Here is a 16,496-nt window from a genome sequence, read left to right as displayed (position 1 = left end):
TTTCCCGAGTCCTGCGCTCAAAGCCGGAGATGGTCCCACAGGCATCCAGATCAGTCGGTAATGGATCCTGCGGGACCATCTTTTTTTCATATCAGAAAGGGAAGCCGGACTCACCCGGCAGTCCCTTATTTTATTTCAATTTCATTATCGCTCTTCCAGTTTTCTCCTGGTATGGAGAACTGCTCCCACACCGGCTGCGCCAACAAACAGCAGCGCCCAGGGAAGCATATTTCCCACATCCCCTGTCCGGGGTGTTGCCGCTGCCGGTTTGGACGGAACTGGTTCCGGCTTCTCTGTCTGAGGCGGGACTGTCTGTTCCGTATCCTCTGTGTCGTCCTTAAGCGGCGGGATTTCTACTGCGGCAAGCGCATACCCGCACACAGTACATTCCTGATGTCTGGAACCGGGCTGTGCATCAGTCGCTTCCTTATCCACGATCCATTCAAAAGTATGGTCAGCCTCGTCTGTTTTAGCCTGGCAGGCAGCACACATATGCCAGTGACCGTTTTCGTCTGACTTCCACTCAGTGCCGTAGGAGTGAGGGATCATTTCCACATCTTCCAAAACTTTTGTCTGTGTTTCCGCCCAGTCGTTATCAAAGCCAGCAGTATATGTAGTCTCACCCTTTGAGGTACATGTTGCATGCTTTGTGATCTCAGCATTCACTGATGCCTGCGCACTCTCCACATGGGTGCTGTCCTCTTCGCAGACTCTCTCTGCCGTACAGGTTTTCCCGTCTTCTGACCATGTATATGTCACATCGCCCCAGCTATGCTCGTGGGATTTTTCCCTTACATATGTCTCGATGCGCAGATCAGCGACTTTGTATTCCCCATTTGATACGGGAATGTTATACCGTACCTGTATCATGATCGAGTCGACCGAAGCACTGGAAGGGATATTGCCAAGTGTGATTTCATTCTTTTCCGCATCATAGCTTACGGTAACCATGCTGTCACCGGTGGAAGCTATCTCTGCACCGTCAAAAGAAACCGGCTTTCCATCCACTCCGATATACGGGTTCTCAATGGTGGCCTGACCGTCCTTGATCTCAATGGGATCACTCTGGCTGCCATAGGAATAAATCTCACGTGACGGGAAATCCTCTGTGCCGTCCGCATGCCGGATGGTCTCGTCGGTCAGGGAAGTCAGTTTTGAAATAAAGGAAAAGTCCGTCACTTTATTGCCGCCCAGGCTCAAAATCTCCAGTTGTGTCAACCTGCCCAGATTGTCCATATCTTCAATGTCATTATCGAGCAGGCCTAGCACCTCCATCCCTGCCGGAAGCTTGTCACAGAAGTCTGTACTGGTAAGTTCGTTCATATTCAGCAGCAGTGTCTTCAGGTTCCGCAATGTGGAAAACATCTCTGTGTCTTCATCAGTAATATCGCAATAAGGCATATAAAGCGTCTCCAGGCCAGTCATCGAGCTGACTGTCTCCTTATAAACCGCTCTGTTTTCCTCAGTGATCTCAACCTTTTCAAGATTCAGTTCAGTTATTGAAGTATATCCCTTTAACGGAGAGAGATCCGCAATAGCACAGTCCTCAAAGTCCGCTGCGATAAGCGTCGGGATTTCCCTGTCCGCCAATGCTGAGATATCGCTCAGCGAAGTGCAGCGTGAACAGGACAGTTCCTCAAGCTTCGGACAGTTTCCCGCGGTAAGCCCCTCAAGGGAAGTCAGCCCTGTACTTCCAAACACAGTTAAGTCTGTAAGATCCGGCTTAGAGCCAAGGAACGAAAGATCTGTTAAGAGATCATTGCTGTCTATGTTAAGTCTTTCCAGTTTTGTCAGGTTATTAATTTTCTCAATATTTTTAATATCTCCGTCCAGATTTAAAGACACAAGATTGACCGCATACTGGATCCCTTCAATATCGGTCACATCGGAGCCTGCATTGACAGACAGAGAGGTGATCCCTGCCATATCCTCTTCCGTAACCGCAGCATTCTCTTCATGCTTCAGAGTACTGTTGATCAGTTTTTTAAAATTTTGATCAGGAATATTGATTTCCTCCTCTGCATTAACAGATACGCCCGGGCCTTCCGCCAGGACCGACGTCGGCGCCAGTCCGATGACAAGCATCGCTGCCAGCAGTCCCCCTATTACTCTTCTCCTCATATTTAACCTTCTTTCCGCATAACATACGTCTTATTTTCTCATTTTATTTTGAACTCTCCGGGAATACGTTCTCTGAATGTTGAAAATAAACCGTTCTTATTCTATCTTTATCGGCATCTTTTGTCAATCGCAGGGAAGTACAGACCAGGTTAAACTTAATTTCCCTGAATTACGAAAAAGAAGCAGAGGGACTTTTTACACAGAAGTATCGACAATCTCTCTTCTCTGTATTATAATTTGTCAGGCGGGACATCTGATCCCGCATCATAAAATCTAGACACAGAGGGAAAATACAATGAGTTTTACATTTATCAGACAACTGCCTACTCCGGATGTAGTCAAAGCACTGGAACCTATGTCCGAAGAAATGGCGCAGATAAAAGCCGGGCGCGACCAGCTGATCCGCGATGTGATCACAGGGAAATCCGATAAGTTTCTCGTCATCGTAGGTCCCTGTTCGGCTGACAACGAAGACGCTGTATGCGAATACACAAACCGCCTTGCAGAGGTACAGGAAAAAGTTGCGGACCGTCTTGTGATCGTTCCGCGCATCTATACGAATAAGCCCCGGACAACTGGCGAGGGCTATAAGGGAATGCTCCATCAGCCGGATCCCGAGGCAAAGCCGGATATCCTGACAGGAATCCTCGCGATCCGCCGCATGCATATCCGCTCCATCTCAGAGACCGGGCTTACCGCTGCGGATGAGATGCTCTACCCGGACAACTGGCACTATCTCTCCGATATCCTCTCCTATGTGGCCATCGGAGCACGCTCCGTGGAGAATCAGGAGCACCGCCTCATGGTCAGCGGCCTGGACATCCCCGTGGGCATGAAGAATCCCACCAGCGGAGACTTCTCTGTCATGCTCAACTCTGTCGTTGCCGCACAGGGCGGGCACGACTTTATCTCCAGAGGCTGGGAAGTACGTACGGAAGGCAACCCCCTCACCCACACGATCCTCAGGGGCGCTGTAAACAAGCACGGAAACACGATCCCCAACTATCACTATGAGGACATCCAGCTCCTTCTGGAAAAGTATGAGGAGAGAAACCTGCAGAACCCTGCGGTCCTCATCGATGCCAATCATTCGAATTCCGGCAAAAAGTATAAACAGCAGATCCGCATTGTAAAAGAGATCCTGCACAGCCGCCGGATCGATGAAGATATCCGCAGGCTTGTCAAAGGCGTCATGATCGAAAGCTACCTGGTAGAGGGATGCCAGCCGATCGGCGCTGACCATGTGTACGGAAAATCCATCACAGACCCCTGCCTTGGATGGGAAGATACAGAAAAGCTGCTGTACACGATTGCCGAGCAGTGCTAAAAGACAGCAATTTTAAAAAACAGCAATTTAATGCCGGCATGGCGCCGCGGATCCGATCCGCAGCGCCATGCCGGCTCTTTTTGTCGTCTGATGCTCCTGAAACTTTTCAGAACAGCCTCTCAAAGCGTTCCATCGCTTCTTTTGTCTTCTCATGTGTCCCGAAGGATGTCAGCCTGAAATGATTCTTTCCGTTCACTCCGAATCCCGCCCCCGGGGTACCTACGACCTGGGCATTTTCCAGAAGATAGTCAAAGAATTCCCATGACTCCATGCCGTCCGGGCATTTGAACCAGATATACGGAGAGTTCACGCCCCCGGTAAAGGAAATATTCTTCCTGCGGAGCGTCTCTGCGATAACACGGGCGTTTTCCATATAATAGGAGATATTCTCCATGCACTCTTTCATGCCCTCTTCAGAAAATACCTTTGCCGCCGCATACTGGATGATATACGGAGTCCCGTTGAATTTCGTGGACTGCCTCCTGTTCCACATGTCGCGGAGGCTCATCTGCTGACCGTTGGATGCAGTGAAGACAAGCTCTTTGGGAACGATCGTGTATGAAAAACGTGTCCCGGTGAATCCTGCGGTCTTGGACAGAGAGCAGAACTCGACCGCGCACTTCTCTGCGCCCTCTACTGCATAGATGCTGCGCGGCAGATCCGGCTCAGAGACGAATGCCTCGTAAGCAGAGTCAAACAGGATCACAGCCTCATTCTTCAGCGCATAATCCACCCATGCTTTTAACTGCTCTTTGCTGTAGCACGCCCCGGTCGGATTGTTCGGGGAACACAGGTAAATGATATCCGCCTTTACGGAATCGTCCGGCATCGGGAGAAAATCATTCTCTTCCGTGCCGTTCATATAGACGATCTGCTTCCCGTCCATTGTATTTGTATCCACATAGACCGGGTACACCGGGTCAGGCACAAGGATCACATTATCTTTTGCAAACAGCTCTGTAATATTCCCGGTATCGCTCTTTGCGCCGTCAGAGATAAACACATCGTCCGCATCCACTGTTACCCCGGCGCGTGCATAATAATCAGCCACTGCCTGACGGACAAACTCATATCCCTGCTCCGGTCCGTATCCCTTAAAGGTCTCCGGGACTGCCTGCTCATCCACTGCCTCGTGGAGCGCCTCTATAGCGCTCTTTGTCAGCGGGCGGGTCACATCGCCGATGCCCAGGCGGATAATGGACGCCGTCTTATCCGGGTGGGCTTCCTCATAAGCTTTCACTCTGCGGGCGATCTCCGCAAAGAGATAGCTGTCCTGTACGTTCAGATAATTTTCATTTAATTTTGGCATTTTCCTCTTCCTTTCTGGATCTAAAAAAGATAAAAGCGGGACTGCCCCTGCCCTCCGCCCCATTGCGGTAAATGTCAGGAGTATCAGAACCCGCTCTGTTATTTCCAGAGATATCTTAGCAGAATCCCGGTCTTTTTTCAATATTTATTTGATTCCGGCCAGGGTTGTTTCATGAACTATTCATGAGCAGCACTACCTTTTATAATCTTATTATTACATCCCCATATCGTTTCTGGTAAGCTGATCACGTAAAAAAACGCAAACTATCTCTCTATCTCTTTACAAGACTTTTTTTCAGAGGTATTCTCTATATATAGTCAATACAGACTGGCTATGCCTTGAAATACATACTGTTCTCGCAAGGTGGCATTGTCACAAAAGCAGTCCATCATTTCTGTCATTATATTTGTCAGACCTGTCTCGTACATTGCCAGGCGCAGGATGTTGTATGCAAATTTTCTGATGAGCGACAGATTGTTTCGGGACTTTTTGGCTGGCGAGCGATCTTCCCTGAATGTGTCGTCCAGTACATGATGGAGCCGGTTCTCTATTGACCAGTGCATTCTTTTTATGCTTCCCAGTTCCTCTGCCGTGAGGATAAGGTCTGAGATCAGTGCCGTACACTGGATGTCTTTTCCAATTCCCTCTTCAGCAGAAGGAACTGGGACTCTTCTTGAGCCTTTTTTCAAAAACTCTTCTTTTGTCGGAGTGATATCATTCCCCTGGCTGTCTTTTTCAACAGGAATCCTCACCTGCTTGATCCGCCCAATGCTCTGAACGTATGTCCATTCTTTTTGTTTTTTCGTCAGATTTAATGCATTATTACATATCTGGCAAGTCCTGTACTCATTTCTGTCCCGATTTTTTTCCATCTGATTGATCTCTTCATATTTCCCAAGATAATCCTGCATAACAGGATCTGGAGTTTCACTTTTTCCTTTTTTCTCTGCTTCTTCTTCCAGTTTATCCAGGAACGTATGGATCTCCTCATAAGCGTCTGGCTGATTTTTCTTTACTGTAAATACAAAATGCCCTTCCTGTTCATGTATCTGTTCCATGATTGCTGTCTGTGTCCCAATCGCATCAATCGTTATAACACTCCCTCTGATATCCAGAAGTTTCAACAATTCCGGAATCACCGTAATCTCATTCGTCTTTGAATCGACCGGAAGCTGTGCAAGTATCAACCCTCGAACCGTTTCCACTACATTCAACAGCATCGGTGCTGTCCCGCTTTTCGTCTTTTCCGCTGCGCCGCGTAATGCTTTCCCATCAATAGCGAGATGGGTATTCTTCGAGTCCACGATCTCACCGATCCATTCCATAAAAGCATACAAGGCTAATTCCTCATCAATCCCAGACAGCATCCGGGTAATGGTGGAAGGCGAGGCAATCCCGTAGTTCAATTTCATATGTTTCCGCAGTTCTTCCAGGTGGTTTCTACACCATTTCAGGCTCCTGCGGATCGTCGTCCTGCCACAAAGAACTCCGAGAGTGACACATACCAGCATTTCTGCAAGGTCATGTTTTTTCTCTCTGTCGCACCGGTAATCCGGAATCTGCCTGAAATAATGGATCAGCTTTTCTGTCACAAATGTTCTTTCAGCACATTTCCAGCACCACTTGTATTTTCTCCAGAAGTTTCCGCTGCTCCTCACTCACTTTCGAAATGATTTCTGTTTTATCCAGGCACACTAAATAGATTGTCTCTAACTGATGTAATTCTTCCAATCCAATGCCCCATTTTTTATGGATCCTACGGGAAAGTGAGGATATCTGAGCTGCAAACTGATAATGGAAATCCGATTCCTTTTTTATCATCCGTGTTTTCTGGATATAAGAGGTCGGAGACTGTTTTAAGAGAATGATGGCAAGTACATCCTTCCAATCATCCCCCAATGGTTTTTTCCAATCATCCGGACACAACTCCCAGACAGCTTTCGAAAATCCGTATTCCCATACTTCTGCGTCTGTTAAAGATATTTTTCTTTTATTACTTTGTATGACTCCTTCCGGAGTAATCACGCCGATATATGTATCGACTGGCTGCGGATACTTTTTCCCTTTCACACGTCGGGATGTCCTTTTATAGAGATAATACGAATCTCCTTTTTTCTTCACAGTAGTTCCCTTTGTCCGATACTTCTGAACCCAATCCGGATACTTTTTCTCAGTTACTGGCATAATGTCCTCCTCTCTGTATAGGTGGAGTATACCTATACTATATAGACATTATACCTCTACAGGAATAAAAAGTCGAGAGTTATACGCGTATTTGTATAACACGTATAACCCCCGATAAAATCCAATCTTCTTATATTTTTAAAAATCTTTCATGAAACAACCCTGGATTCCGGCTCATGCTCTCTCCGGCTCATTCTCACATGATGCAACAGTTCAGCCGCGCCCTCACATCCTCATGAACCACTGGGCAGCCATCGCCACGAGGACGCAGTGCACCACAAGCAGCACCGGCACCCCGATGACAAATTTCGCCTTTTTCGTCTTATGGCGGAACATAAGCATTCCCGCCAGGGCGCCCACAGAACCTCCCGCCGCCGTAAGGATAAGGAGATTTCTCTCCGAGATCCTCCATTTTCCTCTTTTCGCCCGTCCTTTGTCAAGGCCGTAGGCGACCCATGTCATAAAATTGATCACTGCAAGATACCCTGCCAGCCAGCTCATACCCTGATCTCCTCTCCCAGTGTGAATGAATATATGATCTTCTCTTTTACCGCCCTGCCGGTCAGCTGTGTCAGGGCCTGCGCGTAATAGTCAAGCTGCGCATGGTATTTCTCACAGAGCTCCCCTGCGCTCCTTACCCGGTCTGTCTTATAGTCCAGCACAACAAGCCCGTCCTCTTCCTCAAAATACACATCAATGATCCCCTGCACAAGGATCTTTTCTCCTGACTCATCCTGAGGGTAGATTTCCGACGCGTCGATCCCAAGGACAAAGGGCTGCTCCCTGTAAAGCCGCCCTCTCTGCGCCGCGCGGCTCATCCTTCTGCCGCTCTCGCACCGCAGGAAGCGCAGGATATCCTCCGGGCGGATGCACTCTGCCATCTCAGCGGTCAGCCTGCCGTCCTTCCGCAGTGCCTCCACTGCCCGCGGCAGGCTCTCCTCATCGTACTCTTCCGTAAAATCCAGAAGCTCCAAAAGCTTGTGGTAGGCGCTGCCCCGGGGGGCTCCGGTAAGGACTTCCTCTTCCTTAAGGAATCCCGGGATCAGCGGGACGATCTCCGGCTCCTCATACATCTCCTGACCGGCCTCCTCTGCAAGCGCTGTGCGCTTTTTCAGCTCGGACACCGTAAATTTCAGTTTCATCCTTCCCGCCTCTTCGAAAGGATATACATAATCCATCTGTTCTTCCAGGCGGGCTCTCAGCTCCGGCGCGTAAACCCTGTGCGTATCCCAGTGTTCCAGCACATCCAGCGCGATCTCTTCCGCTCTCGTCTCCGCCGCGCCCGGCGCAAGATCCTGTCCTGTATATAACCTCATTTCCAGCGGAGCGCCTTCTTTTTCTCTGATCCCATTTTCCCCGCTCTGTCTATCCTCTGCCTGTCCAGTCTCTTCCTGTCCAGTCTCTTCCTGTCCAGTCTCTTCCTGTCTGTTCTTTCCCAATCCATCCTCTCTATGCCCGCCGGGCTGCTGTCCGGATTTCTCCAGCACTGCGGGCAGGATCCAGTCCAGATAACACCTTGCCCCGTCCGGGCGGAAGATCCCCACGCTCCCGGCAGCGTCCGACAGCGCGTCTGCATCTGTGCAGCCTGTTATAATGAGTTTTTCCTTCGCGCGGGTCAGTGCCACATAGAGAACTCTCATCTCTTCCGCCAGCGTCTCCATCATGGACTCTTCCCGGATCATTTTCTTCAGGAATACCGGCTTCTTTGTCCGCCTGTCAAGGTCGATGTCATCCAGTCCCACGCCCCATTCCGGGTGGAGGACCACACTGCCCTTCGTATCCTGCATATTAAAGCGCTTTCCCATTCCCGCGGCAAATACGATTGGGAACTCCAGCCCCTTGCTTTTGTGGATGCTCATGATGCGCACAGTATCCGACTGTTCGTCCATGACCCCGGCTTCCCCGTAATCCACGTCATATTTCCTGAGCTGTCCGATATATCTCACAAAATTAAACAGTCCTTTATAGCTCGTCCCCTCAAACGCAGACGCCTTCTCCACCAGCATATCCACATTCGCGGCCCTCTGCGCTCCGGCGGGCATTGCCGCCACAGAAAGCCCGAAGCTCGTAGTCTCGATGATCTCCGTGAGAAGTTCATGGACAGGGGTATAGGGCACCTTAGCCCGGAAATGTGCCATCTGGTCAAAAAACCGCTCCAGCTTCCGGCACAGTGCCCGGTCACGCCCGCTGTCAGACTCTCTGCCGGACTCCCCGGTAAACGCTCTGCCTGCAGCCATGCCCTCATTTCCGCTGTCCCCGCCTTCCTCGGCGTAAGCGCGCACAGCCTCATAGAACGGCAGGTTCGGGTACGCGGTCCGGATCTCCGCCATTTCCGCAGGAGTCAGGTTCCCGAACGGGGATGTGAGCACAGCCGCAAGGGGCAGGTCCTGCCTCGCATTGTCCAGGATCTTCAGGTAATCCAGGAGCACGCTCACCTCATAAGTCTCAAAATATCCCTCCCTGCTCACAGAATAGGCAGGGATCCCTTCCTCGGAGAGCACGGCGGCAAAGTCTTCCGCCCAGCCCCGGATGCTGCGGGTCAGGATCACGATATCCCGGTACTGTACCCTGCGGTACCCGCCGGTCTCCCGGTCAATGACCGCGCCGTTCCTGACCAGCTCCCGGATCCGCCGGGCGATCATGCGGGCCTCCGCCCTGCGGGCAGCCTCATCCCCTGTATCCGCTTTATCCAGCAGAAGGAGCTCCGTCCTGTCAGAAAATCCTGCGGCGCGCGTCTCCCCGGGCAGCTCCGGGAAATCCGCCCCCACATACAGGGCGGCGCTGTCGTCATACTCGATGCCCCCAAGGTCTTTTCCCATGATCTGGCGGAACAGATAATTCACACTGTCCAGGACCTCCGCCCGGCTCCGGAAATTTTTGTGCAGGTCGATCCTCTGCATTACATTGTCTTCCAGGCTGTATGTGTGGTACTTTTCCATAAAGAGCTCCGGTCTGGAAAGACGGAAGCTGTAAATACTCTGCTTTACATCTCCTACCATAAAGACATTGTATCTGCCCTCTGACATTCTGGACACACTGGTCAGGATCGTCTCCTGCACCAGGTTGCTGTCCTGGTACTCATCGATCATGACCTCCTCAAACCGTTCCTGATATTCCCCCGCGGCAGGCGAGGGCACCAGTTCCCCGTCTTTTTCCACGGTAAGGATCTCCAGTGCGAACTGCTCCATATCGCTGAAGTCGATCATATTCCTGCCCCGCTTCTTCTCAGCGAACAGCTCTGCAAAACGGTTCACCAGACCTGCCAGCGTCCTCATGGACGGGCATGCCCGCCGCATGTCCTCTTTCCACTCTTCGCGGGGCGCATAGAAATACAGCTCGCGGAGATCCTTTACCAGTTTTTTTGCCTGCTCGCGCAGCTTTTTCACAGCTTCCTTTTTCTCATCGGACACAGTCTCATCCTTTTTCCCGGACAGACGCTTCCAGGCAAACCCGCAGACCGCTTCATACTGATCGTCAAACGCTTCCGTCTGTTCCAGCCGCGACGCATTTTCCAGATCTGACTCCAGCATATCCCCGTACATATATGGTCCGTCCGGCTCTTCGCAGATCTTCAGGGCATGCTCCAGCAGTTTCCGGATATCTCCCGCCCGCCGGCATACCCTCTCTGCGGCACGGTGTGCCAGCTCCCCGCTCCCGGGCGTCTCATATGCCTTCACACAGGATCCCAGCCATTTTTCCGGCTGAGGATAACTTCTGGAATACTCGTAGAGCTTCAGGATGATCTCCTCGATCTTACGGTCATTTCTCCCGGTCCCGAACCGCTCCACAAAATCAAGGAACTCTTCTGTCCCTTCGTCATAGCACGCTTCCAGCAGCTCATCCAGCACGTCCTGGCGCAGGAGCCGGAGCTCTCCCTCCTCCGCGATGCGGAATCCGGGGTCAATGCCGATGACATGGAAATGATCCCGGATCACAGAGAGGCAGAAGCTGTGGATCGTCGTGATGGGGGCGCTGTGGATCAGGGACGCCTGCTGCTCCAGCCTTGCGTCACCGGGGCGTTCCAGCAATTTCTTCTCGATCGCAGCCCCGATCCGCTCTTTCATCTCCGCTGCCGCTGCCTCGGTAAATGTCACGATGAGCAGGCGGTCCACATCCACGGGATGCGTTTCCTCTGTGAGCCTCCGGATGATCCGCTCCACGAGCACTGCCGTCTTGCCGGAGCCCGCTGCCGCTGACACCAGGATATTCCGGTCCCGCAGATTGATCACCTTCTGCTGTTCGTCTGTCCATCTCACACTCACTCCTGCTCACCCCCTTTTTCTTTCTCCCCGGTTTCTTTATTCTCTGTTGCTTTCTCCCCGGTTGCTTTCTCCTCTGTTTCGCCCTGTCCCTTCTCCACGGCTGCCGCCATGGCGCCGACGGCTTCCTCCACAGAGAGTTTTTCCAGCCTGCGGTATGCGCACCCGGATATCCTCAGGTCAAACCCACAGATATCACTGTACGCGCAGTAGTCACAGCCGGTGGCCCCGCCCAGTTCGTAGGGGGCCGCCCCGATCTCCCCTGCATACATCTCGTCTTTCAGGGCACGTTCCTTTTCTCTTGTATATCTCAGCACAGCCTCAAACGTCTCCCGTGGAAGCGCCCTGGAGCTTTTGCTGAGGGAACCGTCCTTATTGCGTCCCATGGGGAACAAGACGGAAGCGCCTGAGAGATCCCGCTCCAGATGGGAGACGACGGCCTCGTCCCCGTTGATGAGCCCGTCCAGCTTCAGTTCTTTTAAAATGCTCTGCTCCACCGCCTCAGCGCTGTCCTTCTCCGGGACAACCGGATCCTGGATCCTGTAATAAAAGATCCCCGCGGGAATGATCTCCCTGCCCGGATGTTTCCTCTCTTCCACCTCTACTGCCGCGTTCAGGTAGACCGGGAGCTGCATCTGCAGCCCGTGGTACAGCGCTGTGATATCAAAGCTTTTCATACCCGTCTTATAATCGGTCACCTTCACATACACACAGCCGTCGTCCTCGCAGGTGTCGATCCGGTCGATCTTCCCGCTCCCGAATTTCAGTTCATATCCGCTGGGCACAAAGTCCCCCTTCTCAAGCTGGCGGGTGAGCGCCCAGACGGAACGGCTGATCAGCCGCTTGATCCGCCCGATCATATACTCATTCCTCGCGGAGCTGAAAAGCACGGTATTCCCGTAATCAATGACGCTTTCTTCCACGCTCTCCGAGATGAGCTCCTCCCGTTTCTCCGGGGACATCTCTGTCCAGCTCAGCTTTTCCCGGTCCGCTTTTCTGGAAAAACGCTCCAGAGACTGATGAGCGATGTTCCCCAGGTCCAGAGCTTCAAACCCGTACTCTTCCCTGTCGGAGAGGCGGAGCCCGTAGCTCAGGAAATGGGCGTACGCACAGGAAGCGAACTGTTCCAGCCGCGTCACGCTCACACGGCTTCGGTCCGGGTAGAGCTCCTCCGCGCGCTCCCTGCCCAGTACGGGATACTCCCTGCGCAGGAACGCAGCCCTCAGAGTGTGGGACAGGTCTTCTGCGCTCTTCTCATCTGCGGCAAACCATGTGTACAGCTCCTTCCACTGATCATCCAGTCCTCTCTGCCGGTCTCTCAGGCCTTCCGCCACTCTGCGCATCCCGGTCTTTCTCGTGACCTCGCGCTCCGTCAGTCCCCGTTTCTCTTCATCAACCGGGCGCAGCTCCGGGAAGAGCCGCCTGATATCCTGGACCAGGTATGCCGGACGCATGGTCTTCCCCTCGGCGGACACCTTTGACCAGGAAATGGAAAGCCGCTCCGAAGGCTTTGTCAGGTTCATGTATAAATAAAATTTCTGGATATAGATCTTCTCCTTCGGGCCCGGGGACAGGCTGATCTCCTCCCGGTGGAACTGCTCTCTGTCCCGCTCCGACAATAGCCCGCCCGCCGCTGTATTTCCCGGAAGGAGGACGTCATTTGCCCCCACGAAAAAGAGAGCCCGGATATTTTTGATCCTGGTGCGCTCCACATCGCCTATGACGACCTGGTCCATGCTCGGCGGAATTACGCCCACTTTCGCCTCCTCCAGCCCTGCGTCCAGGAGTTCGCAGTATTCTTTCAGCGAGATCTTCTCATCTCCGAGAAGCTCCACAAACTTGTCGAACAGCTCCAGCACGATCCGGTAGACCTGGGCGTATTCCTTTGCCAGGGCAAGCTCCCCTTCCGCCTGGAACTTCTGCTCCATCGCCGCGAGCTGCTCCTGGAGCCGTTCACCGGCAATATATCCGTAAACAGCCAGCGTCACGTCCCGGACGGTCTTCCTGCGCTGCTTCAGGATGGCCATGAGACTGCTCGTCTTTTCCACAAATTGTACTCTGAGATGGTTCAGTTCCTGAAGTTCTTCCTCGCCGACCCATGCGGTCCGTCTCACCCACGCCTGCTGCCATTTCTTATAACCCTTGATCCCGAGGGCAAGACAGTAATTCTCCATGCGGTCGATCTCTTCGTCCGTAAATCCGCACAGTCCGGTCCTGAGGTGGCGGAATACGCTCTCATAGGTAAAGTTCTGCTCTGCCATTGCCAGAAGGCTCCGCACATACTCTACAAATGAATTCAGAAGGATGCTCTTCTTATGGTCCATAAACACCGGAATGCCAAACGCCGCGCATGCCTTTTCAAGCGCATCCGCATAGACATTCATATCCGCCGCGATCACCGCGATGTCCCGGTACCGATAGCCCTTTTCCCTCACCAGACAGCGGATTGCCTCAGCGGCATACTGAGCCTCCCCCCGCGGATTCCCCGCCTCGTGGAGAGTGACCGCCCGCTCCGCGCTTTCTTCCTCTCCGTCCTCATCTGCGCGGAACTTCTTTCCCGAATAGCGGAACAGCTCTGACTCCAGGAATGCCATCTCCGGATTTTCGCGGAACCGGTACGGCGGTTTCCCGTACAGGCACACCGGCTCCTCCACCTCTGCCCCTGTCTCCCGGGCGATCTTCACAAGAGAAGTGACCATCTGCTTGCTGAGCGCAAAGAGCTGGTACGGATGGCGGTACACAAAAGGATCTTCCCTCTCATCCATCTCCACGGTGATCATGACCCTGCCGCACACTCTGAGCAGCTCTCCCAGCAGCCGGTCCTGGACCGGGGTAAAGCCGGTAAACCCATCCATCGCGACTACGCTGTCCTTTAAGATCTCCGACTGGGGGACCACATCGCTGAGCACATCCAGCATCTCTTCCTTTGTAATATATTTTTCACTCAGATAATCCTCGAACCCTTCGTAGAGCCTTCGGATATCTTTCAGCTTATAATAGAGATAACTGTTCTGGTCCAGCCCTTCCATAAATCCGTCGATTCTCTCCAGATCCACGCCGTACTGGGTAAACTCCGAGATCACGGATTTCACCTCGCTGATATAGCCCTGTTTCTTAAGGTTCCCTTTCAGGACCGTGAGCTCATCCTCAAAGTTCCCCGCGATCTTCCTGAGCACCAGATTCTTGCCCTCATCATCCAGCACGGGGAGGCTGTCCCTGCCCACCTCCTCAAACACGCGGTGGGCCAGACGCCCGAAGCTTAACACATCGATATTCATGATCCCGCCCCTGGGATGCATCAGGCAGAGGTCCTTCTGCGTCTGCATGGTAAACTGCTCGGGCACAAGGACAAGATAATTCTTCTCCGGGTGCTTTATGGAATCCTCGATGATAGACTGGTACAGCCAGTGGGATTTCCCGCTGCCCGAATTGCCGAATATAAATTGTAATGACATTTCATACCTCCTGTCTCGTCCTGTGCAGCACTTGCGCCTGTGGCATCCTCTGTCCCCATCACTCAGTCAAACCATGTCTGCCAGTTTTTATCTTTTACCGCTCGAAAGCACATTTCAATCTGTTCACGGGTCGTTTTCTCTTCCGCCAGTTCACCCGGCAGATCCGCCAGGGAGAAAAATCTCGTTTCCGTGGTCTCCGCATTTTCGGCAAACTCCCCGCCCATCACTTCGCATAAAACAAAAATTTTGCACACGCCGTATGCATATAATGGTTTATTATGCTTATTCCTGTCCTGCACAGCAATAATCTTTACCGCGTTTACTGTAAGCCCGGTTTCCTCACGGACTTCCTTCTCTGTATTTGACCGAACAGACTCCAGCACATCGCACCAGCCTCCCGGCAGAGACCATGTCCCGTTATTTTCATGGACAAGCAGGATTTTGTATCTCGATCGCCCATTTCAGCCATTTTTCCATCCGCGTCTCTCCTTCCGGATCATCTCTGTGCATCTTTCTTCATCTTTCTTCATCCTTCCGCTCCTTTGCACATTCCTGCACCTGTTCGGAGATCATATCAATCCCTTTTCTTTACAATAGAAATAGATTCCATCTTCCGTCGATCGCGATCCCTTTCCCGCCGTTTGAGGGAATGATATCCACAGCGCGGTCCCACCAGGCTGCGATCTTTGCCGCTCTGGTCCCTTCCAGTATGGCTGTGTAATCTGCCTTCCTGCATCCAAGCATGAGCTGGTAGATTTCCTCCTGCTCTGCCACGGTATCAAAATCATCTGTTATTTCCAGGTCCACTCCTCCGAACCCGTAATATTCCGTCAGATCCTCATCCGCGCCGTTGGCCGCAAGCCTGCTCTTCGTGGCCACAGATACCGGCCGGCCTAGCCCCGCCGCATTTTTAATGAGCGTACGGACGTCCTCTCGCCTTAAAGGATTCGAAAAAATATCCTGATGTCTGTCAAAACAGTAGGATCCATTATAGGTCAGGAACGCGTCGAATTCAACCCCGGGGAACCGCGGCACCTGCATCGGCGACCGCCCGGTGGCAACGCAGATCCTGATCCCGTTCTCCTTTAACCTCTGCAGCGTCTCCAACGCTTTTTCCGAAATACATTTTTTCTTCATATCGATCAGAGTTCCGTCAATATCAAAAAATATGATCTTAATGTCAGTCATGATCTGTCTCCCTTCCAGATGTGGTTATACAGCCTGGCAAAAATCCATGGGACTATTATAACATGAAATCTGTATTTGTGGAGGAGCCTTCCTTGTGGATATAACGTCCGAAAACCGTTGATCTGATTGAGGATGTTTTCGCGGCGGACGGGGATATGGCTCAGGTTCCGGTTCCGTAATCTGGGAAAGACGTAAAAAGAATGGGATACGGCTAAGGACAATTTCAAAGCGGAAGATTCGCCTGCGGCTCAGGCATCCGCTTTGAAATTAACGCCGCATCCCATTCTTTTAAGTCTTTCCAGCAGATTACTCCAAGTCACCGTCGCCATATCCCCGCCCGCCGCGAAAGGCGCATCAAAGGGTCGGTTTTCTGCGCGCATCCGATCGGAAGGTCCCCGCAGTCAAATGCAGGATTTCGAAAGGTGGGTGAGAGGGGAGCTTCAGCGGCAAAACAAGAAGTTTTACCAATCGGAAGGGACCGCGGACTTCCGGGAGAGGGGGTGCCTTTTGCCGGGAAAGTTCCCTTCTCGCTACGTTTTTAAATGCTGCATTTGCTGGGGACCTTCCGGCTTGAGTAAACCAGAAAACAGCGAAGCGCCTTTTTCGAAAACCTTTCAGCACGGGTGTGTGGGTGACTGAGGTGACTGCGGAGG

General features: G+C 52.2%; 11 protein-coding genes. 1 reads left to right on the top strand and 10 read right to left on the bottom strand.

Annotated features, from left to right (window positions below):
• Positions 1-144 precede the first annotated feature (144 nt).
• On the bottom strand, positions 145-2,121 hold the full coding sequence (locus tag B5G27_RS12055; protein WP_087179119.1) for a leucine-rich repeat domain-containing protein: 1,977 nt from the start codon (positions 2,119-2,121) through the stop codon (positions 145-147).
• A 295-nt stretch (positions 2,122-2,416) separates the two neighbouring features.
• Between B5G27_RS12055 and B5G27_RS12050 the strand changes: the two genes are divergently transcribed.
• A complete protein-coding gene (locus tag B5G27_RS12050) occupies positions 2,417-3,448 on the top strand; it encodes a 3-deoxy-7-phosphoheptulonate synthase (protein WP_087179118.1) in 1,032 nt (343 codons plus the stop codon).
• Positions 3,449-3,554: 106 nt separating this feature from the next.
• Here the strand turns inward: B5G27_RS12050 and B5G27_RS12045 are convergent, their stop codons facing one another.
• The 9 genes from B5G27_RS12045 to B5G27_RS16650 form a co-directional block, all read right to left on the bottom strand.
• Positions 3,555-4,757, bottom strand: coding sequence for an LL-diaminopimelate aminotransferase (locus B5G27_RS12045; RefSeq protein ID WP_087179117.1), 1,203 nt, complete (start codon positions 4,755-4,757; stop codon positions 3,555-3,557).
• A gap of 317 nt (positions 4,758-5,074) precedes the next feature.
• Complete coding sequence (locus B5G27_RS12040; protein WP_242958172.1) at positions 5,075-6,349, bottom strand: ISAs1 family transposase; 1,275 nt, start codon at positions 6,347-6,349, stop codon at positions 5,075-5,077.
• Between the two features lie 10 nt (positions 6,350-6,359).
• The gene (locus tag B5G27_RS12035) at positions 6,360-6,941 is read right to left on the bottom strand and encodes a hypothetical protein (RefSeq protein ID WP_087151332.1); all 582 of its coding nucleotides are present in this window, start codon (positions 6,939-6,941) and stop codon (positions 6,360-6,362) included.
• 225 nt (positions 6,942-7,166) lie between these two features.
• The gene (locus B5G27_RS12030; RefSeq protein WP_087179116.1) at positions 7,167-7,442 is read right to left on the bottom strand and encodes a DUF1294 domain-containing protein; all 276 of its coding nucleotides are present in this window, start codon (positions 7,440-7,442) and stop codon (positions 7,167-7,169) included.
• Complete coding sequence (gene addA, locus B5G27_RS12025) at positions 7,439-11,203, bottom strand: helicase-exonuclease AddAB subunit AddA (protein WP_087179115.1); 3,765 nt, start codon at positions 11,201-11,203, stop codon at positions 7,439-7,441. Before addA ends, B5G27_RS12030 begins: the two co-directional genes overlap by 4 nt.
• The gene (locus B5G27_RS12020; protein ID WP_087179114.1) at positions 11,200-14,655 is read right to left on the bottom strand and encodes a PD-(D/E)XK nuclease family protein; all 3,456 of its coding nucleotides are present in this window, start codon (positions 14,653-14,655) and stop codon (positions 11,200-11,202) included. The genes addA and B5G27_RS12020 overlap by 4 nt, the downstream gene beginning before the upstream one ends.
• Positions 14,656-14,717: 62 nt before the next feature.
• Positions 14,718-15,092: an NUDIX domain-containing protein gene (locus B5G27_RS12015; RefSeq protein ID WP_330399066.1), complete on the bottom strand. Its 375-nt coding sequence runs from the start codon at positions 15,090-15,092 to the stop codon at positions 14,718-14,720.
• A gap of 151 nt (positions 15,093-15,243) precedes the next feature.
• On the bottom strand, positions 15,244-15,843 hold the full coding sequence (locus B5G27_RS12010) for an HAD-IIB family hydrolase (RefSeq protein WP_087179112.1): 600 nt from the start codon (positions 15,841-15,843) through the stop codon (positions 15,244-15,246).
• 248 nt (positions 15,844-16,091) lie between these two features.
• On the bottom strand, positions 16,092-16,223 hold the full coding sequence (locus B5G27_RS16650) for a hypothetical protein (protein ID WP_275533046.1): 132 nt from the start codon (positions 16,221-16,223) through the stop codon (positions 16,092-16,094).
• Positions 16,224-16,496 lie beyond the last annotated feature (273 nt).

Origin of the sequence: Lachnoclostridium sp. An76 (assembly GCF_002161355.1) — a bacterium.
Classification (GTDB): Bacteria; Bacillota; Clostridia; order Lachnospirales; family Lachnospiraceae; genus Mediterraneibacter; species Mediterraneibacter caccavium.
This window is presented reverse-complemented; position numbering and strand designations above follow the sequence as displayed.